This is a genomic window from Endozoicomonas montiporae CL-33 (assembly GCF_001583435.1).
In the GTDB taxonomy this organism is placed as follows: Bacteria; Pseudomonadota; Gammaproteobacteria; order Pseudomonadales; family Endozoicomonadaceae; genus Endozoicomonas_A; species Endozoicomonas_A montiporae.
Genome location: NZ_CP013251.1, coordinates 3,215,839 through 3,240,743, shown reverse-complemented (window position 1 = coordinate 3,240,743; position 24,905 = coordinate 3,215,839). Strand labels below are relative to the sequence as shown.

Here is a 24,905-nt window from a genome sequence, read left to right as displayed (position 1 = left end):
GTATAGAGGGTAAACCATGTCTCGCCGCAGCAAATCCAACCGTTCCCATTCTGACAGAGTCAAAAAGCGTATTGCTGGACATCTGGAGAAAATCAATCTCTTTGCCGCCGGTATTGATATCGGGTCAGAGTCACACTTTGTTGCAGTGCCAGAAGAGTTAGATGAACAACCGGTGCGTTCGTTTGGCTGTTTTACCGCAGACCTTGAAGCTATGGCTGACTGGCTCGTAAAGCTTGGCATTACCACCGTTGTGATGGAGTCAACCGGAATTTACTGGATACCTGCGTTTGAAATACTGGAATCCCGGGGACTTGATGTAAAGCTGGTCAATGCACGACATGTAAAGAATGTTGCCGGACGTAAGTCTGATGTTCTGGACTGCCAATGGCTTTTGCAGTTACATACTTACGGGTTGCTCAATGGCGCGTTCCGCCCTGATGAGCAGGTTTGCTCTTTACGATCTTATAGACGACAACGTGACACTCTTGTTGGCTACCGTGCTTCCCACATCCAGCATATGCAAAAGGCACTTCGACAGATGAATCTGTTACTGGATAATGTGGTGACTGATATTACCGGAAAAACCGGTATGACTATTATCCGCGCCATACTGAATGGGCAGCGGAATCCTGTGGAGCTGGCCAGATATCGTGACAAGCACTGCAAAAAATCCGAGGAAGAAATCGCCAAATCCCTGAAGGGGCATTACCGGGATGAGCATGTATTTGCTCTGCGGCAAGCTGTTGAACTTTACGATACTTATGATGAAAAAATCAGGGCTTGTGACAAAGCTCTGGAACAGAAGCTCAACACATTTGACAGCAAAGATGATAAAGACTCTCAAAAGCCTTCTACGCCAGATAAGCCTTCAAAAAAACGGAAGTCCCGTTGCGCTCCAGACTTTGATGTGCGTTCAGAGCTCAACCGGGTGAGCGGTGTCGATCTGACTGATATCGACGGCATCGACGAAAATACGGCTCTGAAGATTGTTTCAGAAATCGGTTTGGATATGAGTCGATGGCCTTCCGCTAAACATTTTGCCTCCTGGTTAGGGCTCTGTCCCGGAACCAAAATATCCGGTGGTAAAGTTCTGAACCGGAAAACCAAGCGTTTGCCAGGCGCAGCCGCAACAGCATTCAGGTTGGCGGCTTATGCACTGGCCAACTCAAAAAGCGCCCTGGGTGCCTATTACCGTAGAATGCGAAGCAAGCTTGGTGCTCCAAAGGCGATTACGGCAACAGCACATAAGCTGGCAAGGCTGGTTTACAGTATGCTCAAACATGGGAGTCAGTATGTAGATGAAGGTCAGGAATATTTTGAGCAGCGTTACAGAGAAAGAGTTTTAAAAACCCTGAAGCAGAAGGCTAAAGATATGGGCTTCACATTAACGCCGGTTGAAACCGCCGTCGGTTAGGGTTGTTTTAGCAACCGGCGAGCTCATGGGGAGTTACTCAGAAGTAAGAAGGCAGGCGAAAGGGTGATGGCAAGTCTGGTTAAGCTGATCGAAGGTAAAATGAAGCTAAAGGTCAATCGTACAAAGAGTGCGGTAGATCGTGCATGGAAGCTCGCATTTCTGGGATACAGTTTTACCCGAGACGGTAGGAAAACCCTTGCGGCAAAGAGCTGCAAGCGTTTCAAAGATAAAATCAGACAGCTAACCCGAAAGGGAGGGCGATCCCTTGAACAGAGGTTGGAAGGACTCAACAGATACTTGCAGGGTTGGAAGAACTACTTCCGGGAAATAGAAACCTGCACAGAGTTTGAGCACTTTGATTGCTGGATAAGAAGGCGATTAAGAAGTTTACTCTGGTATCAATGGAAAAGGAGCCCAAAGCGGTACAAGGAACTGCGAAAGCAGGGAATCAGTGACAAACTGACAAGGCAAACGGTAGCTTCAGGAAAAGGGCACTGGCGAATGAGCCGGAGTCCAGCTCTACATATGGCGCTACCGAATAGTTGGTTTGACGGGTTAGGATTGATCAGGTTGTTGGCTGCTTAACTGGCCGAACCGCGTAGTACGGACCCGTACGCTGCGTGGTGTGGGAGGAGCGTAGCTGTGAGGCTACGCCCTATCCCGATCAGGCATGAGTGATACCAATTGTGTCACTCAATTGCATTTGCCGGGCAGAAATTTTCAGGTGTAAGAATCGTATCTTCTGCTGTTTCTGCGGTGGTCGGATAGTCCAGCGTATAATGCAACCCTCTCGATTCCTTTCGTGACAGGGCGCTTTCAATAATCAGCTCAGACACCAGCGTCAGGTTGCGCAGCTCAATAAGATCATTGCAAACCTTGAAATGACTGTAAAAGTCGTTGATTTCAGATTGCAGCAGTTTGATCCGGTTGCGAGCCCTGATCAGACGTTTCGTGGTGCGAACGATACCCACATAATCCCACATAAAACGGCGCAGTTCTTCCCAGTTATGGGAAATGACAACCCCTTCATCCGAGTCCGTTACCTGACTGTCATCCCAGTCGGGTAAGGTGTCACTGTCGATCAGGGTGTGAATGGATTGATTAATGTCCTCTGCACAGCTTCGTGCAGTGACAAAGCATTCCAGCAGAGAGTTGCTGGCCAGCCGGTTAGCACCGTGCAGGCCGGTAAAGGCGCATTCGCCAATGGCATAGACGCCTGGTACATCGGTCTGACCCTGATGATTGACCAGAACACCACCACAGGTGTAATGAGAGGCAGGCACAATGGGGATAGGCTCTCTGGTTATGTCTATCCCGTATTCCAGGCAGCGTTCATAAATCGTAGGGAAATGGGAGCGTACAAATTCTGAAGGCTTGTGACTGATGTCCAGAAACAGGCAGTCGGCCCCTAGTCGTTTCATTTCGTGGTCAATGGCACGGGCAACAATATCACGGGGTGCCAGTTCGGCACGAGAATCGTAGTCCGGCATGAAGCGTGTGCCATCAGGGCGCAGCAGTTGTCCGCCTTCACCGCGAACCGCTTCCGAGATCAGAAAGGACTTTGCATTGGGATGGTACAGGCAGGTCGGGTGGAACTGGTTGAATTCCATGTTGCCAATCCGGCACCCTGCACGCCAGGCCATGGCAATGCCATCGCCACTGGCACCATCGCTGTTACTGCTGTAGAGGTAGGCTTTGCTGGCACCACCGCTGGCGAGCACCTGGGCCCTGGCTTTGAACAGGTGAACCCGGTCAGATTTCAGATCCAGAACGTAAGCCCCGAGTCCCTGCTGTTGCTGTGCTCCCAGTTTCTGGCTGGTAATCAGATCAATGGCCAGATGGTGCTCATAGATATCAATATTGGCTTGCTGACGAACCCTGGCAATTAATGTGTCAGAAATAGCCAGTCCTGTTGCGTCGGCGGCATGAATAATACGCCGTGCACTGTGCCCGCCCTCGCGGGTGAGATGAAAGTCAAAGGGACGGTTATGTTTTTTGTCTTCAGTAAAGGGGACGCCGATGTCGATGAGCCACTGAATGCTGTCCCTGCCGTTTTTAACAATATGTTCGACCGATGCTTTGCGGCATAATCCGGCACCGGCAACCAGAGTGTCGCGGGCATGTTGTTCCAGACTGTCGCCAGACGGATCGAGTACTGCGGCGACGCCCCCCTGGGCGCCCGATGAGGAACCGGCGCTGAGATAACCTTTGCTGAGTATGGCGACTCGCAAATTCTGGTCAAGATGCAGTGCCAGAGTCAGACCGGCGGCACCGCTGCCAATAATGATGACGTCGTAATGATAAGACTGATGCATTTGAATTCCCTGAACCCTGGTATCTGACGATACTGGGCATCCGGTCCATAATGGTTGTGATTATGGCGGAGCCTGCCATTAGATACGTGCATGAACCGGAATGGGTTCGCCGCGGTCATCTGGCATCAGGTTTCCTGAGTGTCATGGTCCTAAACGGTTTGCAAAGATGTTTAACAGGATGGATATTATTTAGCATACTGCCGGCGCATTGCGAAACTGCGGGTTTGGCAGTTGTTACCTGTCGAACTCAGATCGCAGGAGTGATGCACTGATCCATTGCAGTCCTGTGCACTAGATGCCAGCAGAGTCTAAAGTCTCAAGTCTGTGGTGCCGATGGATCAAACGAGATGCACTGAAAGATGAGACAGTCTTCAAATATACATATAAGACCTGTAAACGGCTTGTTAGTATATAGAAATTACGGTCGGCACTATAGTACGCTGTGGTGATCCGAATCATCTTTTCAGTAAAAACTGAAAAAAATTAACGAGTTCGGGAACTTTCAGGCCGGATTATGGTCTATAGAGAAGCAGAAAGAATCCGCAGCGCAGAGAACACTCTTTCTCGGGAGCCTTTTAACCAGTTTGCAGGTGACGTGCAGGACTGGAAAAAGATAGTATGGACTTCGTCGTCTGTACAGCCCTCCGAAACAGAAGTGAAGTGTCGTCTGCGTCATCCGGAGCAGGGCTGCCAGCAGATGAGGGTATTTGCATGGTAGAACCTCAGGAAGCGGATCAACAGCTGGTTGAACGGGTGCAGAAAGGCGATAAAGCCGCCTTTGATTTGCTGGTGATTAAATACCAGCATCGCGTTCTGGGACTGGTGAGTAGTTATGTGAATGACTATCAGGAAGTCCAGGATGTCGCACAGGAAGCTTTTATCAAGGCATACAGAGCCATTGATAAGTTTCGGGGAGACAGTTCGTTTTATACATGGTTGTATCGTATTGCCGTCAATACAGCCAAGAACCATCTGGTGTCCAAAGGGCGCAAGCTGCCAGAATCGGATATTGATGTACACGATGCCGAGTTTCTGGACACAGCAGCCAGCCTGAGGGTGGTGGATACTCCCGAACGCAACCTGTATCGTGACGAAATGGAACGTGTTATTCATGATGCTATCCGTCGCTTGCCGGACGAACTGCGTACCGCCGTAATGTTGCGCGAGTTCGACGGATTAAGTTATGACGAGATTGCCCATGTTATGGACTGCCCTGTTGGCACTGTGCGCTCAAGGATTTTCCGGGCCAGGGAAGCCATTGATCGTGAAATAGAGCCGCTGCTTAAACGAGGCTGACTATTTTTAAGGTAGTAATGAAAGTCGTCAGGACTTACAGTGATAACCTGTTTGCCCGGTTTTATCAGGGGAACAGTGAAAGATAACACCAGGGGTGTATCTATGAGTGAGAAGCCATCTCACAATCATGCCCGGGATCGTTTGAACGAGTCCCTTTCAGCCACACTGGATGGCCAGGCATCTGAGCTGGAAATGCGCAGGGTTCTGGAAAAGCTGGGCAGTGATGATGACTTGCGCGCCACTGCCCGCCGCTATCAGCTGGTGGGTGATTCGATTCGGCATGAAACCAGCCAGTTTTTAAATATTGACCTTTCTGCAGGCATCCGCGACAGGGTGGCTCAGGAAGAAGTGACACACCAGAAGCTTGATCAGCCACTCATCCAACCCACAGAGAAAAAAGGCAATGTTGTCAGCCTGTTGGATAACTGGTGGTCTTCCATGGGGCGTGTGGCAGTGGCGGCTTCGGTTGCCTTTGCCGTTATCGTCGGACTGCGCAACTTCAATCAGGTTGAAGAAGTGCACACTGTCGCAGACGTGTCTGATCAGGCAACGCTGACCCAGCCTTTGCAGATTGCCAGAAATGAATACGGTGCTTCCGGCATTCGCGCGGGTTACAGCTCCCGTCAACACAATACCATTACACCTGAGCAGTTGGCTCAGGCGCAAAATGTTGCCAGTCGTGCAACCCGTGAGCGGTTTCGTGCTTACGCTCTGCAGCATGCAGAGATGAGTGCGGTTCAGGGTGGTCAGGGCATGCTGCCCTTTGCGAGATTGACCAGTTTCGACACACAGTGAGCTTTATGAAAGGAATGCATTTTAACAGGGGGAGTTTGGCGGCGTTACTGGTGTCTGTGCTCATGGCTGTACCCATGCAGGCGAAAGAAGTGGTCTCAATCAAAAACACCGAGTCAACTCCTGCCACTGCAGCGTTTCCGCGGGCGTCAGAGCCTGAAGGTTGGCTGGAAAGCATGGCTGAGGCCACTCGTCAGCTGACGTATCGAGGTCATTTTGTCTACCAGCAGGGTTCCAGTCTGGAAACGCTGTCGGTTCTCCACGCTCAGCAGAGTGGTAATGAAAAAGAGCTTATCCGTTATCTTGATGGTCTGCCCAGAGAAGTGCTGCGCCACGGGCGCGAGATTACCTTCGCCAGTGCGGATCGTCCTCCCGTCCGTTTTGAACATGAATCCCTGATGCCTATGGTGGGGCGTTTTACCGGTAATAATCTGGGTAAGTATTATCAGTTGCGGCCTGCTGCACTGGATCGGGTTGCCGGCCGTGAAGCCTTACAATTGCTGGTCGTTCCCACGGATCGTTTTCGTTATGGTTATCAGATCTGGCTGGACCGTCAAAGCAGTCTGATGCTGAAATCGGTGATGGTTGACAGTGAAGGTCGCATTATCGAACGGATGCAGTTTACCAATCTTGAGTTTCCCGAACGATTGTCAGAACAGGAACAAAAGCTGCTTAACCGCACTTCCAAAGGGCAGCCTGATGAAACCACGGTGACCATGAGCTCGCCGGACAAGGAACCGCATGAAAACTGGGGTTGGGAAGCTGGCTGGATTCCGGACGGTTTTGAGGTGCGCAATCGTGCACGTCGGCAGTCGCCAGTCAGTGATCGTATGGTCGATACGGTGATTTATTCTGATGGTATTGCCAGTTTCTCTGTGTTCGTAGAACCTGATGAAACCAGAGTGCTCAGCCAGACTTCAGAGCAGATTGGTTCCATGGCTGCCGTGTCTAAAGTATTCCGTAATAACGAAACGTATTTCCATGTCACTGTTGTAGGTGAAGTTCCCCTGGGTACCGCAGAGCGGGTGGCGGTGTCGGTACGACCTGCCAGTGAGAAACAGGCTGATAAACGATGATCGAAGAGCATGGCCGGGTAGTTGCTGTTGAAGGTGACGCCATCTGGGTAGAAACGATTCGCAAAACAACCTGCTCTGGCTGCAGTGCCAAAAATGGCTGCGGGCAGCATCTGGCAGAAAAATACAAAAGCAGTAAGACTCACTCTTATATTCGAGCCTCCAATGCCTCCGGTTCAAGCATCAAAGAGCACGATGAGGTGACCATTGGTATACCTGAAAATGCTCTGATGAAAGCATCCATGGTGGTATATCTGCTGCCACTGCTCAGCATGATGGCGGGTTTGTTTCTGGGTAGCTTTCTGGCAATCGGGGATTTGTGGACCATGCTCTTGTCGCTGTCCGGCCTGGTTGCGGGCTTTTTACCTGTGCGAATGCTTGGGCAAAAAGCCGGAGACATGTGTCATGTGCAGGTGCTAAAAGTCACCCCAAGGCAGCTTGATGAGCCGGAACTGGTGCCCTTGCGACCCTGGGTTGCCTGAATAAAAATACTGATAGCCAATGATCAGTATTTAAGCTTTGCAAGCAGTTGGTTGATTTTCTGGATGACAATTCTCGCGTGTTCGATTTTGTCATCCGACAACTGCTGTACCAGTTTTTCTAACGCTTCCCTGAATTGTGTCAGAAATTGACCGTCACCATCAAAAAACTCCAGTTCCAGCCACCGCACTATACCTGATAATGATTCCTGGTTACTAATGTCTGCAGCCACTAATTGAGTTAGCAATTCTACGGCAGGAGTGTCTGAGAAGTAATTTTGTGGTAACAGTGCTGCAGAACTGAGTGCTTCTAAATTTCTAAGGCTGCTGAAACCTTCTCTTATTTCTTTTCGGGCATAGTGGTCAGGGAAACCATTTGCTTCCAGTTGACAAGGGGCTGCCGGGTTGCTGTTTTCCGGACACTTTCTGGTTGTACTTTTGGGTGGCTCTGAACTTGCGCAGTTTGCATGCATAAAGAAAAGGTGTTCATTGTCACAACAAAACTGACATGGGTAAGGATTGTAGTCTTTGCAGACTTCACAAAAATGTTTTTCGTAATATTTATCTCCTTCAAGCAGTGTACGTGACAAGTGGTTAAGCTCATGTTGCGGGATGTCCGCGAAGGCACCCAGTGCGTTAACCCAGGTGGCTGCAAGGCGGCGGTCAAGGTGTTGATGAATGAATGCGACAGGATCAATCTCTGCACTGTGTTGAATGTGCGCAGGTAGTGAATTTACCCACTCACTGTGTTGAATGTGCGCAGGTAGTGAATTTACCCACTGCTCAAGTCTTAGGTAGTGATCGTACAGTAAGGCCTTCAAGTCCTTTTTCTGATCTGGCAGTAAATCAGGCTTACTGGCTTTATGCGCTATTAATATCATCTGAACGACTCGCTGGCGCAGTCTGTAACTGACAGAGGAAAGCAAGTTGCTATCGGCCAGAAAATCATTGGTGAGTTGTTCCCGCTGTGCCGGAAGTTGTGCTGGTGATGAAGTGGAATGAAAGCCTCTCTCTGAGAACCACCTTAGCAAGTAGGCTATACCGTAATGATTGTCTGGAGCTGTAGTTGCCATTGTGGTAGATGAGTGGTGAGTAAGAAGTGACAGTAACAAAGCTTTTATCTCTTCCCAGCTGGTATCACTTTCAGGAATGGGGTTATTTGAAACTGTGTGGACAACAATCCAGCCCAGTGGTGCAGAATTGATGTTGCCAGTATTTTGTTGAAGTAGCTCATACCTGCAGGCAAGAAAGTACTGCAGTGTGCGCAGTAACCTTAACGGCCGGTTCAGTTTGCCGATAGAGTGCAGTCGGAATAAGGCCTGCAGTGCTTCCTGGTTTTCTCTGGCTGCAATCCATAACAGCGTTTCCAGTTGTTCAGGGACTGCTTCCTGATTTTGGATGAACTGATTGACTGCCCCGGAGATGGCTTCCCAGATTTGAAAATGGTTGTCCGGGTTGTCCATAAAGTACTGGTAAGCGATTTCCAGGCTGTATTGTTGAATCACGTTCTGTTCTGACAAAGGTGGCTGCTCGAGCGAGTCTGCTGAGCAGGTTGGGTTCTGAATACCTGATTCTGGTGATGTCGTCTGGCTTATCAGCGTGCTTTCAGGGAATTTTTTGTTCTTTTTCCTCTTATATTTACTCCCTTTTGAATCTCTGTGGGTCCTATTCCTCGCCGCTTGCGGTGAATTACTCACAGAACTAACTTCATACTCCGCCCCTTGGAGCGGGGTAGCTGATTTGTCATCAGATGCAGGTGGGAGTGGCTCAGCGTACTGTGCCACAGATTGAGACTCTGAAGTTGCTGACGTTGAAGGCTGTGCCTGATTGTGGCTTAGGGACTTTTTTTTGTCTTTTTCGTCCTCTTTATCTGCCCTCCTTTTTTCTGCTATTATGCGTTTTTTTTCAAGAGTTTTTTGCTTTTTAGCTTCTTTGGCTTCATTTTTTCGTATCAGAGCCCGCAGCTCTTCCTCTGAAAGAGGTTTCAGCGGTGGTAGAAAGTCTTTATTACTTTTACTTTTACTGGTTTTTGCTGCTGAGGTTGAAGGTACAGGCTCTGCGGATAATTCGTAAGATTGATCGGCTGTGGGTATCGTTGATGCTTCAGCAGGACTTTGCTTGCGGTTGTTTCTTTTCTTACGGGGCACTTTTTCCTTGCTTTTTCTTTTGTCTGTATTGCCATGTGCGCTAATTGGCTCGGAGGTATTTTCTCCTGTAGCCGGTGAAGTGTCACTGGCTTTAGGTTTGGACGCACCCGTCCTTAAGATTTTAGGTACCCTCACTGTCACTGGTGGCTGAGGTGCGGGTAGTTTGGGGTAGTCAGTGTCATAGGTGTTTGTTTTAGGGTCTTCAGCAACAGAGTCCTGTTGAGTTGTAGAGGCATGACTCTTGCCGTGCTGTTCTGAAGCTGAGCTGGTTTTCTTTCTCCTTTGGAGTGGTTGATCAGGCGATATCTTGGGTGGCAAGAGAAATGTTACTTTCTTACGGGGTGGCTTACTGTTCGGATTCTCCGCTGGTTTCGTTGTAGATGCTGCTGAAACTTGAGGCGGGAGCTTTTCTTTTTTAGCATCAGTCTTTGGAGGCTTCTGTTTTATTGAGTGATTCTGTCTTTGGCTTTGGCTGTAAGCCTTAAGCAATGCTTGAGGTAATAATTCTTGAGCAGCAGCGGAAATTTGCAAGTTATTAAGACGCTTAAGAATAATACTTGTTTCTTGGGGTGACAGGTTGTTACAAAAATCGGGATGAGAGGTTATCCAGTTGGCCAATGTATCAGTAAAGTCAGTATCCAGCGCGATAATAAGCGCTTTAATAAACTCTTCCAGCAGAGCCTGACGGTCTTTCACCGGAGGCATATAGTCAGCAACATTGTTTGGTTTGTCTTCAGGCGGTTCATCACCACTTCCGCCGTCACCTCCATCTCCTCCGCCTCCGTTTGAGGCACTGACCGATGACTGAGCTGGCTTTGGTGGGGGAGGGGATATGGGGTTAGCTGAATAACCCTTGGGATCTTGCGTACTTTTGTTTTTTGTGCGTTTACCAGAGCTGGGAGCCTGTTTGTAATCTTCAGGCCAGGCAGGCGGGAGCAGAAAACGGCTGTCTGGGGCAACTGTATCACTGATACTTTTCAGTTCGAGGGCAATACTTGCCAGAAGTGTCAGTGCTGAGAGCTTTGCAGCGCTGTCTGGCTGCTGACTGTAAACTCCCCTGGAAAAAACAATCAACAATGTTGCACTTGCAATAACCCGATGCATGACATTGGCCTCTCATTGTTTTGTTATTAACTGGAGTTACGCACCCTCTACGAATCATCAAGATTTCCGAACGAGGTCATTGCTCTGTAGCCCTGATTCCTTCGTTTAAGGTGCGTAACATCAGTTATTAATTTAGGAATAGTCCCAAAATAACTTCCGTATTTGCGTCATTCCCACGAAGGTGGGAATCCACCACTAACAGTGGATCCCCGCCTTCGCGGGGATGACGAACTAAAACTGAAGAATCGGGAAGTTATTTCAGGACTGATACTTAGAAGTTTTTGCTATATCGATTGTTTTCAGTAAGTCAACGAGTCAGTAAATGTAGATGCAGCTAAAAAAATGTGTAGGAAAAAGTCAGGATTTGCACCTTGGTGAGTTCAGTAGCATCATTCTCATGGGCGAAAGTTCGAAACTGTTTCTTTAGGAAATGTTTACAGAAGTTTGGCAAGCAGGATACAGATTAACCGGACTTAAAACGCTATTTTATAACCTTGTGCAGAGCTTGACGTTGTAGATCAAAGACGTGATAGTTTCTTATCCCGCAGATTGAAAAACAGGAAAAGGAAGTATCGGAAAGCAGTAAGGCTCTTAACCCACAGGAATATCACCTGCTATCAGGAGAAGTCAGCTTCATGAAAGTTGGGAAAACCATTTTGATGAGAGGTGGCATGAAAGGGATTTCCCGTCTCTTTAAAAAGCCACTGCAAATAATCGGTGCCTGTCTGTTAACCACGCAGTTGGTTGCGGCAGCTCCCATACCATCCTCTGCCAATATGCAGGTGTTGCCGGATTTTGCATCCCTGTTTGAACAGGCATCCCCTGCTGTTGTTAATATCAGTACACTGTCTACACCCAAAAATAACCGCAGTCAGTTCTATGGGCCCGGAGCTGAAGACCTGCCGGAAATTTTTCGCCGTTACTTTGGTGTCCCGATGCCGGATGAACCTTCCGGAGGACGCCCGCAGCCCATGTCGTTGGGTTCCGGCTTTATTATTTCTGAAGATGGCTACATCCTGACAAACAATCATGTTATTGACGGCGCTGACACCATTATCGTCCGTCTCAGCGATCGCAGTGAGAAAACAGCGGAACTGATTGGAGCCGATAAGCGTTCCGATCTGGCACTGTTAAAAATCAAGGCTGACCGGTCTCTGCCAGTGGTAAAAATGGGGGACTCTGATAAGGTTCGTCCCGGTGAATGGGTTGCGGCAATTGGTTCACCTTTTAATTTCGAGTACTCCATCACCAAGGGGATCGTCAGTGCCAAGAACCGCAGCCTGCCCAGTGATTCCTATGTGCCCTTTATTCAGACCGATGTTCCAATCAATCCGGGTAATTCCGGTGGACCGCTGTTCAATATGGAAGGCGAAGTGATCGGCATCAACTCACAGATATTCACCCGTTCCGGTGGTTTTATGGGACTGTCTTTTGCTATTCCCGCGAATCATGTGGACTGGGCCGTCGCGCAACTGAAGGAGAAAGGCTATGTGACCCGCGGCTGGCTTGGCGTCGCGATTCAGGAAGTGGATCGTGATCTGGCCGAATCCTTCGGGCTGGACAAGCCAATGGGGGCTTTGATCAGTCAGGTGGTGCCGGGTGGTCCCGCAGACAAGGCCAAACTGCAACCGGGTGATGTGATTATCAAACTGAACGGCAGAGACATTCTGCGCTCCGGCAGTCTGCCAATGGCTGTAGGGGTGATTACACCCGGTAATGATGCCGAGGTGGAACTGATTCGTAATGGCAAACGCAAAACGTTGAAGGTCGAGGTGGGAGAGCTGCCTGACGAGCAGAGCAGTCGTACTGAGCGAAAAGCCAAACCCGATACCCGAAATCGTCTGGGTGTTCAGGTTGAAACGCTGGATGATGACTATCGTAACAAGCTGCGTCTGGGTGAAAATACCGAGGGTGTTGTTGTCACCGGTCTGACGTCCGGTGTTGGCCGAAGCATTGGCTTGCGTCAGGGCGATGTTATTACCCACCTGAATAATCAGCCGGTGCAGAAGGCAAAAGAGTTTGAGGTGGCCGTACGCAAGCTACCGAAAGATCGCTCGATTTCCATGCGGGTTGTGCGTCAGCGACAGCCTGCCTATATTTCATTCCGCCTGACGGATTAAAGGTTTATCAGCCTGTCAGGGTCGCAATTGTGGAGTGGCGGCCCGACATGCTGTAGAATCTAGTTTAATTACAGCAGCTTCAACCATCCCGCCCCTCGGCTTAACCGGCTGATATTGATCTATTTGATATGTGTATCGGTGATGGTGAAGACCCTGCAAGCTGAACAACTGTCCCCTCCGGAGTGGTAACACGTCCGGCGGGGACATCTTTTTTGTAGTGATGAAATCGTGAGCGATCTAAGCCATATTCGGAATTTCAGTATTATTGCCCACATCGACCATGGTAAGTCGACGTTGGCAGACCGTTTTATCCAAACCTGTGGCGGCCTTTCCGACCGTGAAATGCAGGAACAGGTACTGGACTCCATGGAGCTTGAGCGTGAGCGCGGGATCACCATCAAGGCGCAGAGCGTAACCCTGGATTACACCGCCAAAGACGGTAAAACCTATCAGCTCAACTTTATCGATACCCCGGGACACGTGGATTTTTCCTATGAAGTATCGCGCTCCCTCTCTGCCTGTGAAGGCGCATTGCTGGTGGTTGACGCCGCCCAGGGCGTTGAAGCCCAGTCAGTAGCCAACTGCTATACCGCTATTGAACAGGGGCTGGAAGTGATGCCGGTTCTGAACAAGATGGACCTGCCTCAGGCAGAACCCGAGCGTGTGGCTCAGGAAATAGAAGAAATTATTGGCATTGATGCCCTTGAAGCCGTTCGCTGCTCGGCCAAGAGCGGTCTGGGCATTGAAGACGTTCTGGAAGAACTGGTTAAAACCATTCCCGCTCCGGAAGGTAATCTGGACGGTGAACTGCAGGCGCTGATCATTGACTCCTGGTTCGATAATTACCTCGGTATCGTTTCCCTGGTGCGTGTCAAACACGGCGTGCTGCGCAAAGGCGAGAAGATTCTGGTGAAGTCTACCGGTCAGACTTATGGTGTTGACAACGTTGGTATCTTTACCCCGAAAATGGATGCCACAGGAGAGCTGAAGGCTGGTGAAGTAGGTTATGTGATAGCCGGTATCAAAGACATCCATGGTGCACCGGTGGGCGATACCCTGACCCACGCTAAAACACTGGATGTACCTGCCTTGCCCGGTTTTCAGAAAGTAAAGCCACAGGTGTATGCCGGCCTGTTCCCGGTCAGCTCCGATGATTTCGAGAGCTTCCGTGAAGCGCTGGAAAAGCTGAGCCTGAACGACGCTTCCCTGTTCTACGAACCGGAAAGCTCTGACGCACTGGGCTTTGGTTTCCGCTGTGGTTTCCTGGGCATGTTGCACATGGAGATCATTCAGGAACGTCTGGAGCGTGAATACAATCTGGATCTGATCACTACCGCGCCAACAGTCATCTATCAGGTAGAACTAAAGAACGGCGATGTGGTCGAAGTGGATAACCCGTCCCGCCTGCCGGATCCGGCTGCCATTGAAGAAATTCGCGAGCCTATCGTTCAGGCCAGCATTCTGGTGCCGCAGGACTATCTGGGTAATGTCATCAGCCTGTGTGTTGAACGCCGTGGTGTGCAGAAAGATATGCAGTTCACTGGCGGCCAGGTATCCATTACCTATGATTTGCCCATGAACGAAGTGGTGTTGGACTTCTTTGACCGCATCAAGTCTGTCAGCCGTGGCTTTGCTTCGCTGGACTACAGCTTTGATCGTTTTGAAGCTGCACGAATGGTGAGACTGGATATTCTCATTAACGGTGAAAAGGTTGATGCGTTGGCACTGATTGCCCACAAAGATCATGCCATTCCGCGCGGTCGTTCCCTGACGGAGAAAATGAAAGAGATCATTCCCCGTCAGATGTTCGATGTGGCCATTCAGGCAGCCGTGGGTGGTCAGATTGTTGCCCGTACCACCGTAAAGGCGCTGCGCAAGAACGTAACGGCGAAATGTTACGGTGGTGACGCAACCCGTAAGAAAAAACTGCTCGAGAAGCAGAAAGCGGGTAAAAAGCGGATGAAGCAGGTAGGGCGTGTAGAAATTCCACAGGAAGCATTCCTTGCGGTGCTGAAGGTGGACAAGTAATACCAATTCCACCTTCTAAACATGAATTGCGCAGCCATTCTGAATCACGGGAGCTGCGTTGGAACTCCTTGCAATAGCTCGCTATTACTCGTCGTTCCGCCTTGTCCCGTGACCGATAATGACTTGCTCATGGTTATATTTAGAAAGCGGAATTGGTATAACAGGCAGTCGGGAGGCTGTACCTCCCCTGTTTGAACGGTACAATAATCAGATCAGAAGACTGAGAACAAATAACTATGGATATTAATTTTCCATTATTGCTTGTCATTGCGGTGGCTGTTACCGGAGTGATTGCATTGGCTGACAAGCTGGTCTTCATGCCTCGCCGACGTGCAGCCGTGGTCAGTTATAAGGCAGGTTTGACCGGAGACTTTGATCAGGAGGTGGCTGATTCTCTGGAGCAACCACCTTCACTGATTGAAACATCGATTTCCGTCTTTCCGGTTCTGACAATGGTTCTGGTATTGCGCTCATTTCTGTTTGAGCCGTTCCAGATTCCGTCTGGCTCCATGATTCCAACACTGGAAGTAGGCGATTTTATCCTGGTGAACAAGTTTGACTACGGATTGCGCCTGCCGGTATCTGGTACCAAGATATGGTCCAACGCTGAGCCTCAGCGTGGTGAAGTGATGGTGTTTAAGGAGCCTATGAACCCTGACATCAACTTTATCAAGCGTGTCATTGGCATTCCGGGTGATGAAATTCGCTATGTGAACAAGGCATTGTTCATTAATGGCAAGAAGGTGAAAGAGCAACTGGTGGCCAACCTGAATGATGGCCATCCGCATAGCCTCTATAACGAAACCATTGGTGACAGCAAGCATCAGATTCGCAAGGATAAGAACTTGCGCAGCCTGATGGCAGAAGGCATCTGGCATGTGCCGGAAGGCATGTATTTTGTGATGGGCGACAACCGGGACCGTAGTAACGACAGCCGCTACTGGGGATTTGTCCCGGAGCAGAACATCGTTGGTAAGGCCGTTTATATCTGGATGCACTGGCCAAGCTGGACAAAACTGCCGAATTTCAAGAACAATGGAAGTATCGATTAACCGTTAGTCTGACGGTGTGTTGCTGAAGCAGTCTGGGCAACCTCCTGTCCGCCTGGTTTGCACAGGGTTACCACCCTGTGTAGATGGTTGTTTTATTCTTAATCAGGACGTTTAAATAATTGCAAAGCCGCCAAATGCCTTTGCTGTAGCGGCTTTTTATCAGGGAGAAAGCAATAATGACTGGAATGAAAAGCAGACAGAAAGGTTTAAGCCTGTTCAGTACGCTGATAGCTATAATGGTCGGTGGCGTGGTGTTTACGGCAGTCGTCAAGCTGGGACCTTTGTATATGGATGACTATGCCATTGCAAGGGTACTGAAGTCTCTGGATGACAAGCCCGGCATAGCCTCGGCAGGCGTTCCGGAAGTGAAGGAGTGGTTGAACAAGGGCCTGAAGACCAATCTGGTTGAACTTGACCCGAAAGAGATTCGGGTAAAGCAGGACAGGTACGACGGGGTCATGGTCGATATAGATTATGAACGTCGTATTAAATTTATCAGGAACGTAGACCTGATCGTATCTTTTGAACATGACTGGAAAGTAAAACCTCAGTGAAGTCTGATGAACTTGCCCGGCTGGAACGCAGGCTGGGCTATACATTTTCTGACCGAAGTCGTCTGGAGCTCGCGCTTACGCACCGCAGTTGCGGCAGCCGCAATAATGAAAGGCTGGAGTTCCTGGGTGACTCCATTGTTAACTTTGTTATTGCCGAAGCTCTGTACGAACTGTTTCCCGATGCCCGGGAAGGTCAGTTGAGCCGACTTCGTGCCCGCATGGTACGAGGTGTGACACTGGCAGAAATTGGTCGTGAGTTTGAGTTGGGAGACTGTCTGCGACTGGGCTCCGGCGAGTTAAAAAGCGGCGGCTACCGTCGTGAATCTATTCTGGCAGATGCCGTAGAAGCCATTATCGGGGCGATCTATCTGGATGCCGGAATGGAAACCTGCCATGAGCGCATTCGCAGCTGGTTTAAAGACCGTCTGGCTGGACTCTCGATCACAGATCAGCAGAACAAGGACCCGAAAACCCGTTTGCAGGAGTTTCTGCAGGCACGACAGAAAGCTCTGCCCAAGTACCGTGTGACCGGTATTGAAGGCGATGCCCATAATCAGGAATTCACCGTATTGTGTGAACTGGAAACCATGAGCATCAGCAGTCAGGGTAAAGGATCAAGCCGACGCGGTGCCGAGCAACAGGCGGCCCGCAAGGCACTGGAATTATTGGGAGCGAAAAGCTCATGAGTACTGAAGTAAACGAGCTGAATCTGTCTGTGCAGAATAATGATGACACCCGTTGCGGTTATGTGGCGATTGTCGGTCGCCCGAATGTGGGTAAATCGACACTGCTGAACCATATCCTTGGTCAGAAACTGTCCATCACCTCCCGTCGCCCGCAGACGACCCGTCATCAGGTGTTGGGCATCAAAACGGAAGACGGTATTCAAACCATTTATGTTGATACGCCGGGAATGCACAAAGAGCAGAAGAAGGCGATTAACCGCTACATGAACCGGGCTGCGACCAGTGCCCTGACCGGTGTTGATGCGATTGTCTTTGTGGTAGACAGGCTGAAGTGGAACCACGAAGATCAGCTGGTTCTGGACAAGCTGCAACATGCCTCCTGTCCGGTAATACTGGCGGTCAACAAGGTTGATCGTATTGAAGATAAAGCCGAATTGATGCCACATCTGCAGGAACTGGCTGACAAGCACGATTTCAAAGCCATTATGCCGATTTCTGCCCAGCACGGTCATAACCTGAAAGAACTGGAAACCATGATTGAAGGCATGATGCCTGAAAGCATCCATTTCTACCCGGAAGATCAGGTGACGGATCGCAGTTCCCGCTTTATGGCAGCAGAATTGGTGCGTGAAAAAATCATGCGTCAGCTGGGTGATGAGCTGCCTTATGAAATGACGGTTGAAATTGAAGAGTTCAAACATGAAATGCGCCCCAAAGGCCCGCTGCTGACCATCAGTGCCTTGATTCTGGTGGAACGTCAGGGGCAAAAAGCCATTGTGATTGGCGATAAGGGGGCCCGGCTGAAAACCATCGGTCAGGAGGCTCGTAAGGACATGGAACACATGTTTGATGCAAAAGTCATGCTGAACCTCTGGGTGAAGGTAAAAGGTGGCTGGTCTGATGATGATCGTGCACTGAAAAGCCTTGGTTACGACTACTCCAAATAACGTCTGAGCAGACAAAGAGTCAGATAAAAACGTATGAATGACCTGAGCGCCGCCTGGCTGTTACACAGCAGACCTTATAAGGAGCGCTCGGTCATTGCTGAATTACTTGTGGAAGACTATGGACGCCTGGCAATGGTCGTGCGGGGCGTTCGTCAGGCAAAGTCACGAACAGCCCCCCTGTTGCAGCCTTTTACCCGGGTATTGTTGAGCTGGCGAGGGCGCGGTGAACTGAAAACCCTGTCCAGTATTGAACTGTCCCGTTCTGTCCGTCTGACGGGACAGCCTTTGTATTGCGGCTTTTACGTCAATGAACTGATTATGCGTGCGGTGCTGCCGGGGCAACCCATGGATGGTTTGTCGGAGCTGTATGAACGGGTGATTGAGAGACTTCACAACGAGTCGTCCATAGAGCCTGTATTGCGCTGGTTTGAGCTGGAATTGCTGGAGTTGACCGGTTATCTACCTGACCTTGAGCATGATACAAAAACAGGTCAGGCGGTTCAGCCTGATGCCCGCTACCGGCTGGTGCCAGAGCAGGGTTTGATTCGGCTGAACGAAGATATGCCACTCAAGGCGGACTGTTTTTCCGGTGCAGCCTTGCAGGCAATGTCGGCAAGAACGTTTACCCAAAGTCAGTGGCTGCCTTCATTCAAACGTTTTACCCGCTTAGCCTTGCAACCTCTTATTGGTGAAAAGCCTTTGCGGAGTCGTGAGCTTTTCACGCGGTTGACTCATGGTTAACCCATGGTTAACCCATGGTTAGCTCATGGTTAGCTCATGGTTAGCTCATGGTTAGCTCATGGTTAGCTCGTGATTAACTCGCGATTAAAACAGTATCGATGCAGTTTCGTCTTCAACCCACTAAACTCACCGGTCAGGCTCACTAGGAGGCTGACCGAGAATAGCGCCCGTAGCGAGGATCGTAGAAAATTGAGGATAAAAATTCGGTTTTGAGAGGAGAATAGCGAGCTATTTGACGAACAAAAGCGGATTTTTAGACCAATTTACTACGACCGCTCGACGGTATGGATGCCGGAGCTAGGAGTTTGTCGGACTTAGCCGACCGTAGCGAGAAAAAGACCGGTTTGAGACAGTTTTGACGATCATTTGAGGCGAATAGCGAGCTATTCAACGAAAAGGATCGTCAAAAATGGCCAAATCCGGCTTTTTCGCAGTAGGTCAGTGGTAAGTCCGACAGGCTCCTAGGGCAACGCAGGAGCAGTTGCCGGTAGGGCAGACTATTCTCGGACAGCCTCCTAGATTCATTCGATTGAACAAGGAGTAATTGCATGATCCCTCATCAGCGTATTTTGCTGGGTGTCAACATTGACCACGTAGCGACTATTCGAGAAGCTCGTGGTATCCGTTATCCGGACCCGGTTCAGGCTGCGATTGAAGCAGAGGAGGCAGGTGCCGACGGTATTACCCTGCACCTCCGGGAGGATCGCCGACATATTCAGGATCGGGATGTGCAACTGATTAGTCAGGTGCTGCAAACCCCCATGAACCTTGAAATGGCAGTGACCGAAGAGATGCTGTCCATTGCTGAGGAAATTCAGCCCCAATGTGTTTGTCTGGTCCCGGAAAAACGACAGGAACTCACTACAGAAGGTGGTCTTGACGTTATAGGCAATCAGTCGGCCATTGCCGCTGCCTGTCAGCGAATGGCGGCACAGAATTCTGAAGTCTCCCTGTTTGTTGATCCGGACATTGACCAGATTCAGGCTTCAGTGGATGCCGGCGCTCCGGTGATTGAGCTGCATACCGGTGCTTATGCCGAGGCGACCAGTCATGAATGCATCCGGGCCGAGCTAAAACGCCTGGAACAAGCGACAGAATTCGCTCTGGGTAAAGGGCTGATTGTGAATGCCGGTCATGGCCTGAACTACCAGAATGTGGAACCCATTGCCGCTACTGCAGGCATCAACGAACTGAATATTGGTCATGCCATTATTGGACGTGCGTTGTTTGTCGGTTTAAAAGATGCGGTCAGGGAAATGAAAACTCTGATGCTGAGGGCTTCCCTGCACCGATGATTGCTGGAATAGGTACAGATATCGTTCGGATTGAACGCATAAAGAAAGCGCTGGAAAAAAGCACGGGTGAAGCCTTTGCCCGTCGTATTCTGACAGAGGCTGAAATGGACGTGTTTTCCAAACATGCCAGCCCTGCGTCTTATCTGGCAAAACGCTTTGCTGCCAAGGAGGCGGCATCCAAGGCTTTGGGTACCGGTATCGGCAAGGTGTCGTTTCAGCATATGGAAGTGACAAATGATGAACTCGGCGCCCCGTTGTTAACATTCAGCGGTTATGCCCGCGAGCTTCAGCTGCAGCGGGGAATACATTCGTTACATCTGAGTTTGTCGGATGAACAGGATGCGGCTGTTGCCTTTGTTGTGCTGGAGTCCTGATTGATATCAGCCTGAGTTGCTCACCATGTGCTCAGGCTGTTTCCTTTGCAGATATCTCGTGAGGTTGATGTGCCCGGTACCAGCCTTTGAGATTATCAATGGCTGCAAGCAGGCGATTCAGGAGCTTTTCAACATCCGGGTTGTCTGTTTGTTCATCCTGTTTCAGCAGGCTTTCCAGCTGGTGGCAGCTTTCTTCCAGTTCCGGTACACCGCAATAACGGCAGGAACCGTGTAGACGGTGAACCCTTTCCAGTAAGCCTTTATGATAGTGATGGCGTGCATGCCGCTGCAGTGTTTCAATATCGTTGTCCAGTCCTTTAACCAGCATGTCCAGCATTTCATCAGCCAAATCTGCATTGCCTCCGGCCAGTTGTATGCTCAGTTCCCGGTCAACAGGAGAAGGCTCGCTGATCTCTTCTGTTGCCTGTACGACGCTGGGTAAATTGTCTCTCGGCAAAAGACTGTTCTTAACAGGCTGATTGGTCCAGTGGCTGACCATGTTAGCCAGTTGTCGTACATTGACAGGCTTGGTCATGTAATCATTCAGGCCACTTTGCAATATCAGTTTCTTTTCATCCGGCAGTGCATGAGCGGTGACTGCAATGATAGGCATGGTGGACCCCACTGTCAAGACAGTAAACCAACAAATTTAAGTTAAGTCCTGGCAGTGGTCCAAAGCCCTCATGCAAAGTGAATTGCCTTAGGCGTTTTATAACTCAACGACTGGTGTAATCGTTCAGTGTTGTAAAACTCAAAGTATTCATCCAGCCCAGTATAAAGCTCTGGAACAGTCTGAAATTCATGCGTGTACAGCCATTCATGTTTGACGGAGCGCCACAGCCTCTCGACAAAAATGTTATCCAGTGCTCGCCCTTTCCCGTCCATGCTGATACGTATTTCCCGTTCCTGAAGAGGTGCCAGAAAATCATTACTGGTAAACTGACACCCTTGGTCAGTGTTGAATATATCAGGTTCACCTTGTTCCAAAGCTCGACCCAGCGCATGAATACAGAAGTCTGCATCCAGTGTGTTCGACAGCTCCCAGCTGACCACGTAACGGCTGTACCAGTCAATAATGGCAACCAGATACATAAACCCCTGAGGCATCGGGCAGTACGTAATATCAGTACTCCAGACCTGATTGGGTCTCACAATATCAACGCCGTTCAACAAGTACGGGTAAACCTTATGCTCTTTGTTTCTCAGGCTTGTGCCCGGTTTTGGTCCGACAGCCTGTATGCCCATCAGCCTCATAAGTCGCTGTATACGCTTCCTGTTGACCGGAAAGCCCTGCTCATTCAGCCATGCAGTTATCTTACGACTGCCGTAAAACGGTGTACGTGTATACTGCTCATCAATGAGCCTCATCAGATTCAGATTCTCAGGGCTTTCCAAAGCTGGAGAAGCTTGGTAATACCAGCTTGACCTGCTTAACCCAACCAGTTCACATTGGCGCTGAATGCTGATCTTCGAGTGATCCGGGTCTATGCATCTCCGTTTGTCATCAATGGACATTGCCAGATTTTTTTTTCAACCAGTCCAGCTCCATTTTAAGCCGTCCGATCTCCTGATACAGGGGGGCAGTGAGCGCATCTGGATCTACCTCTGGCCGTGCCCTGCCGAAGACTTCTGGAACCCCCTGGAGTAGCTGTCGCTTCCACTGGCTAACCTGAACGGCTGCAACTTCGTGTTCGCTTGCCAGCTGGTTTATGGTCTTTTCGCCCTTGTAGGCTTCGAGTGCTACCTGTGCCTTAAATTCGGGCTTATGTCGTTTTCTTTTTGCTGTCATGATTCCATCCTGCAGGGTCATCTTACAGCCAGAAAACTTAACTTAGCTACCTGTCCAGTTTATGGGGTCCAATGATAGGCAGTGACTGACCAATATGTTCCATCGCCCTGATCTGTCGTGTTGCTTCTATACCGTCCATTCCGGGCATCTGTACGTCCATCAGAACCAGGTCAAACGTGTTTGACTGGCACTGCTCAATGGCCTCAAAACCACTATTGGCTGTTTTGACGGATTGACCCATATTCGACAACATGGTTTTAAGCAGTTTCACATTTACCGGGTTGTCATCCACGACAAGGATGGACTGTCTGGACTGCGGTTGGGTAAGGGTTTCCTGATGATGTTGCGGTCGCTTACCCGAGTCAATGTCTGTCAGGGCATCTGAAAGGCGTTGCAGGCCAACGGGTTTTGATAATGTACTTACGTTGTCTGGTAATTCGTCAGGATACTCATCCATCGAGCTGGTTGTGGTCAGAACCAGTACCGGTGTTTTTTGTAAGCGTTCGGAGACATCTGCCAGAATGCTATTCAATGGCCTGTCTTCCTGACTGACAATGATCAGGTCAAACTGACTGGATTTCAGGTGTCTGGCAATATCCTGTTTATGTCGCAGCGGATCGACGATGCAGTTCAGTCGCTCCAGCTGGTGAGTAATGGCAAGTCTTGACAGTTCCAGTGGCTCGTAAAGCAGAACGGAACGTTTTGCCGGGCGTGGTAACTTCCTGGTGGTCGTTTGTTCGGCGGCATGGGTACGTATGGTAAACCAGAAACTGGAGCCTCGACCCAGATCCGAATCCAGACCGATTTCACCGTGCATCTGTTCCACAAGGCTTTTACTGATGGCGAGCCCGAGCCCCGTGCCCCCGGCTTTTCTGCTGCGGCTGGAATCAGCTTGAGAAAAGGCTTTGAACAACTTTGAGTGCTGTGCCGGTGTCATGCCTGTGCCGGTATCGGTGACGGTGAATTTCAGTGTCATGAAACCATTATTGTCTTTATGTTCCAGCATTACCCGGACGGCAACACTGCCATGGTTGGTAAATTTTATAGCGTTGCTGACGAGGTTAATGAGAATCTGCGACAGTCGTTGTCGGTCCCCCATGATGTCGGCGGGTGCATCGTTATAAATGAAACTGACCAATTCCAGTGATTTGTGGTAAGCCGCCGGTGCCATAATCGACAGTACGTCATCGAGCACTGCATGCAGATTCAGACGACTGTTGTCGAGTTCCAGTTTGCCGGCTTCAAGACGGGAAAAGTCCAGAATATCATTCAACATTGACATCAGCCCCTGGGCGGATTTCTCAATGGTGGTGAGGTATTCGCGTTGCTGGGGCTTCAGTTCACCTTCCAGCATCAGGCTGGTGTAACCAATAATGCCGTTCAGTGGTGTTCTGATTTCATGGCTCATATTGGCAAGAAATTCACTCTTGCTGCGGCTCGCCTCCAGCGCCTCTTTGCGGGCAAGATCCAGCTCGACGTTTTGTATCTCTATCGTTTCCAGCGTTTCCTGTAGCTCTTCGGTGGTCTGGTCAACACTTTTACGCATGGCGTCACTGGTTTTCTCGATACTGTCCAGCATGGTATTGATGGTGGACTCCAGCTCATGCAGAAGACCGGCAGGATTGGTGTCCAGCCGCTGATGCATGTTGCCCCCGTTGATCGCTGCCAGGCGATCCATCATCTGCTCCAGTGGCTGCAATATGGAATGGCCGAGTCGCAGACAGAACAGTATGCCAGCCCCCAGTCCCAGTAAAACCAGCAAGGCACTGAAAACCAGTGAACGGTATTTCTTCAGACTGGTTGGTCCGTAAGAATATTCGACTCTTAACCAGCCGGCGACCCGGGAATAATTGTTTTCAATGCGATACAGAGGGGAGGTCACCAGCAGGGATTCATCACCGGACACCAGTGTTGGTATGGTCGGAAATTTCTGCAGGTTTTCAGCGACCCCGAGTTTAGGGCCGGCATGAATTATTTCGCGCCCATGTTCGTCCAGCAGGCTGATGGCTCTGACATCGCCGTCTTCCAGTGCCAGAGATGATAGCTCCTGCACTTGCTGAAGGTCTCCGTCCGTCAGGGCGAAGTCGATAAATGTGGACAGGCGCGCGCTGTTGCTTTGTGCCTTCTCCAGCAGTTGGTGTTCCAGCTCTGAAAAACGTGTCCATAGATAGAGGCTGCCCATTATCAGAGAGATCAGTATGCCTGGCAGCAGTGCCATCAGCAGGATTCTCTGTTTGACTGCCTGTGTCGTATTGTTGTTGTGATGGGGCGTCATACGGTGGCAGGTGCCTGTGAGTAGTGCATTATTCTTTTTGCGAATATTAAAATTAATGTTGCCATATTGAAAGCTAACAGGCTCGCTTAATGTTGAATGCACCTCAATTTAAACATATCTGGAAAAAAGGGTCTTTTGGTCTAACCTAATGCGCAGTTCCAGAATACAGACAATAGTTATGAAAAATATCGTTGTTATTGTGCAGTTGTGTATCTTGGCAGTCTGTTCTGTTTGTTTCTGATTGTCACTACTCTGTCGCCTTTATTATCTGCTGACGGCGTTCCGAAGTATAACTACTACAGACTATCGCAAGGCGGCAATGAGTTAGTCATCAGAATTGATAAAAGACATTTAAAATTGGACTGTACTCTGCTTTCAGAGTCGTTTCAGATCACCGCCACGCCAATTTCAGAGACAGAGGCGG

General features: G+C 49.7%; 20 protein-coding genes. 15 read left to right on the top strand and 5 right to left on the bottom strand.

Going from position 1 to position 24,905, the window contains the following annotated elements; genetic code table 11:
- The first annotated feature begins 16 nt into the window (after window positions 1-16).
- A complete protein-coding gene (locus tag EZMO1_RS14810) occupies window positions 17-1,414 on the top strand; it encodes an IS110 family RNA-guided transposase (RefSeq protein WP_061509303.1) in 1,398 nt (465 codons plus the stop codon).
- Window positions 1,415-1,480: 66 nt separating this feature from the next.
- Window positions 1,481-1,999, top strand: a complete 519-nt coding sequence (locus EZMO1_RS14805; protein ID WP_061509557.1) for a group II intron maturase-specific domain-containing protein — start codon at window positions 1,481-1,483, stop codon at window positions 1,997-1,999.
- 104 nt (window positions 2,000-2,103) lie between these two features.
- On the opposite strand, the gene nadB is transcribed toward EZMO1_RS14805, so the two are convergent.
- Window positions 2,104-3,729 carry an L-aspartate oxidase gene (gene nadB, locus EZMO1_RS14800; protein WP_034872591.1) on the bottom strand — a complete coding sequence of 542 codons (1,626 nt, stop codon included), beginning with the start codon at window positions 3,727-3,729 and terminating at the stop codon, window positions 2,104-2,106.
- Between the two features lie 711 nt (window positions 3,730-4,440).
- Between nadB and rpoE the strand changes: the two genes are divergently transcribed.
- From rpoE to EZMO1_RS14775, 4 genes are all read left to right on the top strand, one after another.
- A complete protein-coding gene (rpoE, locus tag EZMO1_RS14790) occupies window positions 4,441-5,025 on the top strand; it encodes an RNA polymerase sigma factor RpoE (protein ID WP_034872593.1) in 585 nt (194 codons plus the stop codon).
- Between the two features lie 102 nt (window positions 5,026-5,127).
- Complete coding sequence (locus EZMO1_RS14785) at window positions 5,128-5,820, top strand: sigma-E factor negative regulatory protein (RefSeq protein ID WP_034872594.1); 693 nt, start codon at window positions 5,128-5,130, stop codon at window positions 5,818-5,820.
- Between the two features lie 62 nt (window positions 5,821-5,882).
- The gene (locus EZMO1_RS14780; RefSeq protein ID WP_034872595.1) at window positions 5,883-6,893 is read left to right on the top strand and encodes a MucB/RseB C-terminal domain-containing protein; all 1,011 of its coding nucleotides are present in this window, start codon (window positions 5,883-5,885) and stop codon (window positions 6,891-6,893) included.
- On the top strand, window positions 6,890-7,372 hold the full coding sequence (locus EZMO1_RS14775) for a SoxR reducing system RseC family protein (protein WP_051789245.1): 483 nt from the start codon (window positions 6,890-6,892) through the stop codon (window positions 7,370-7,372). Before EZMO1_RS14780 ends, EZMO1_RS14775 begins: the two co-directional genes overlap by 4 nt.
- Before the next feature lie 23 nt (window positions 7,373-7,395).
- On the opposite strand, the gene EZMO1_RS14770 is transcribed toward EZMO1_RS14775, so the two are convergent.
- Window positions 7,396-10,212 carry a hypothetical protein gene (locus EZMO1_RS14770; RefSeq protein ID WP_145912615.1) on the bottom strand — a complete coding sequence of 939 codons (2,817 nt, stop codon included), beginning with the start codon at window positions 10,210-10,212 and terminating at the stop codon, window positions 7,396-7,398.
- A gap of 1,043 nt (window positions 10,213-11,255) precedes the next feature.
- On the opposite strand from EZMO1_RS14770, the gene EZMO1_RS14765 reads away from it, so the two are divergent.
- From EZMO1_RS14765 to acpS, 9 genes are all read left to right on the top strand, one after another.
- A complete protein-coding gene (locus EZMO1_RS14765) occupies window positions 11,256-12,740 on the top strand; it encodes a DegQ family serine endoprotease (RefSeq protein ID WP_236631923.1) in 1,485 nt (494 codons plus the stop codon).
- A 228-nt stretch (window positions 12,741-12,968) separates the two neighbouring features.
- Entirely contained in the window at window positions 12,969-14,768 is a 1,800-nt protein-coding gene (gene lepA, locus EZMO1_RS14760; protein ID WP_034872598.1) for a translation elongation factor 4, read from the top strand.
- Between the two features lie 236 nt (window positions 14,769-15,004).
- Window positions 15,005-15,820, top strand: coding sequence for a signal peptidase I (gene lepB, locus EZMO1_RS14755; RefSeq protein WP_034872600.1), 816 nt, complete (start codon window positions 15,005-15,007; stop codon window positions 15,818-15,820).
- A 185-nt stretch (window positions 15,821-16,005) separates the two neighbouring features.
- Window positions 16,006-16,374 carry a DUF4845 domain-containing protein gene (locus EZMO1_RS14750; protein ID WP_222842121.1) on the top strand — a complete coding sequence of 123 codons (369 nt, stop codon included), beginning with the start codon at window positions 16,006-16,008 and terminating at the stop codon, window positions 16,372-16,374.
- Complete coding sequence (rnc, locus tag EZMO1_RS14745; protein ID WP_061509555.1) at window positions 16,371-17,060, top strand: ribonuclease III; 690 nt, start codon at window positions 16,371-16,373, stop codon at window positions 17,058-17,060. Before EZMO1_RS14750 ends, rnc begins: the two co-directional genes overlap by 4 nt.
- Window positions 17,057-18,007, top strand: a complete 951-nt coding sequence (era, locus tag EZMO1_RS14740; RefSeq protein WP_086936417.1) for a GTPase Era — start codon at window positions 17,057-17,059, stop codon at window positions 18,005-18,007. The genes rnc and era overlap by 4 nt, the downstream gene beginning before the upstream one ends.
- Before the next feature lie 33 nt (window positions 18,008-18,040).
- On the top strand, window positions 18,041-18,748 hold the full coding sequence (gene recO / locus EZMO1_RS14735; RefSeq protein WP_034872603.1) for a DNA repair protein RecO: 708 nt from the start codon (window positions 18,041-18,043) through the stop codon (window positions 18,746-18,748).
- A gap of 548 nt (window positions 18,749-19,296) precedes the next feature.
- On the top strand, window positions 19,297-20,043 hold the full coding sequence (pdxJ, locus tag EZMO1_RS14730) for a pyridoxine 5'-phosphate synthase (RefSeq protein WP_034872604.1): 747 nt from the start codon (window positions 19,297-19,299) through the stop codon (window positions 20,041-20,043).
- Entirely contained in the window at window positions 20,040-20,417 is a 378-nt protein-coding gene (gene acpS, locus EZMO1_RS14725; protein WP_034872606.1) for a holo-ACP synthase, read from the top strand. Before pdxJ ends, acpS begins: the two co-directional genes overlap by 4 nt.
- 31 nt (window positions 20,418-20,448) lie before the next feature.
- On the opposite strand, the gene EZMO1_RS14720 is transcribed toward acpS, so the two are convergent.
- The 3 genes from EZMO1_RS14720 to EZMO1_RS14705 form a co-directional block, all read right to left on the bottom strand.
- A complete protein-coding gene (locus EZMO1_RS14720; protein ID WP_061509553.1) occupies window positions 20,449-21,030 on the bottom strand; it encodes an Hpt domain-containing protein in 582 nt (193 codons plus the stop codon).
- A gap of 68 nt (window positions 21,031-21,098) precedes the next feature.
- A protein-coding gene (locus EZMO1_RS14715) for an IS3 family transposase (protein ID WP_145912435.1) occupies window positions 21,099-22,206 on the bottom strand; the annotation gives its coding sequence in 2 pieces (ribosomal slippage) (window positions 21,099-21,939 and window positions 21,938-22,206; 1,110 coding nt in all).
- Between the two features lie 46 nt (window positions 22,207-22,252).
- A complete protein-coding gene (locus EZMO1_RS14705; protein WP_145912614.1) occupies window positions 22,253-24,583 on the bottom strand; it encodes an ATP-binding protein in 2,331 nt (776 codons plus the stop codon).
- Window positions 24,584-24,905 lie beyond the last annotated feature (322 nt).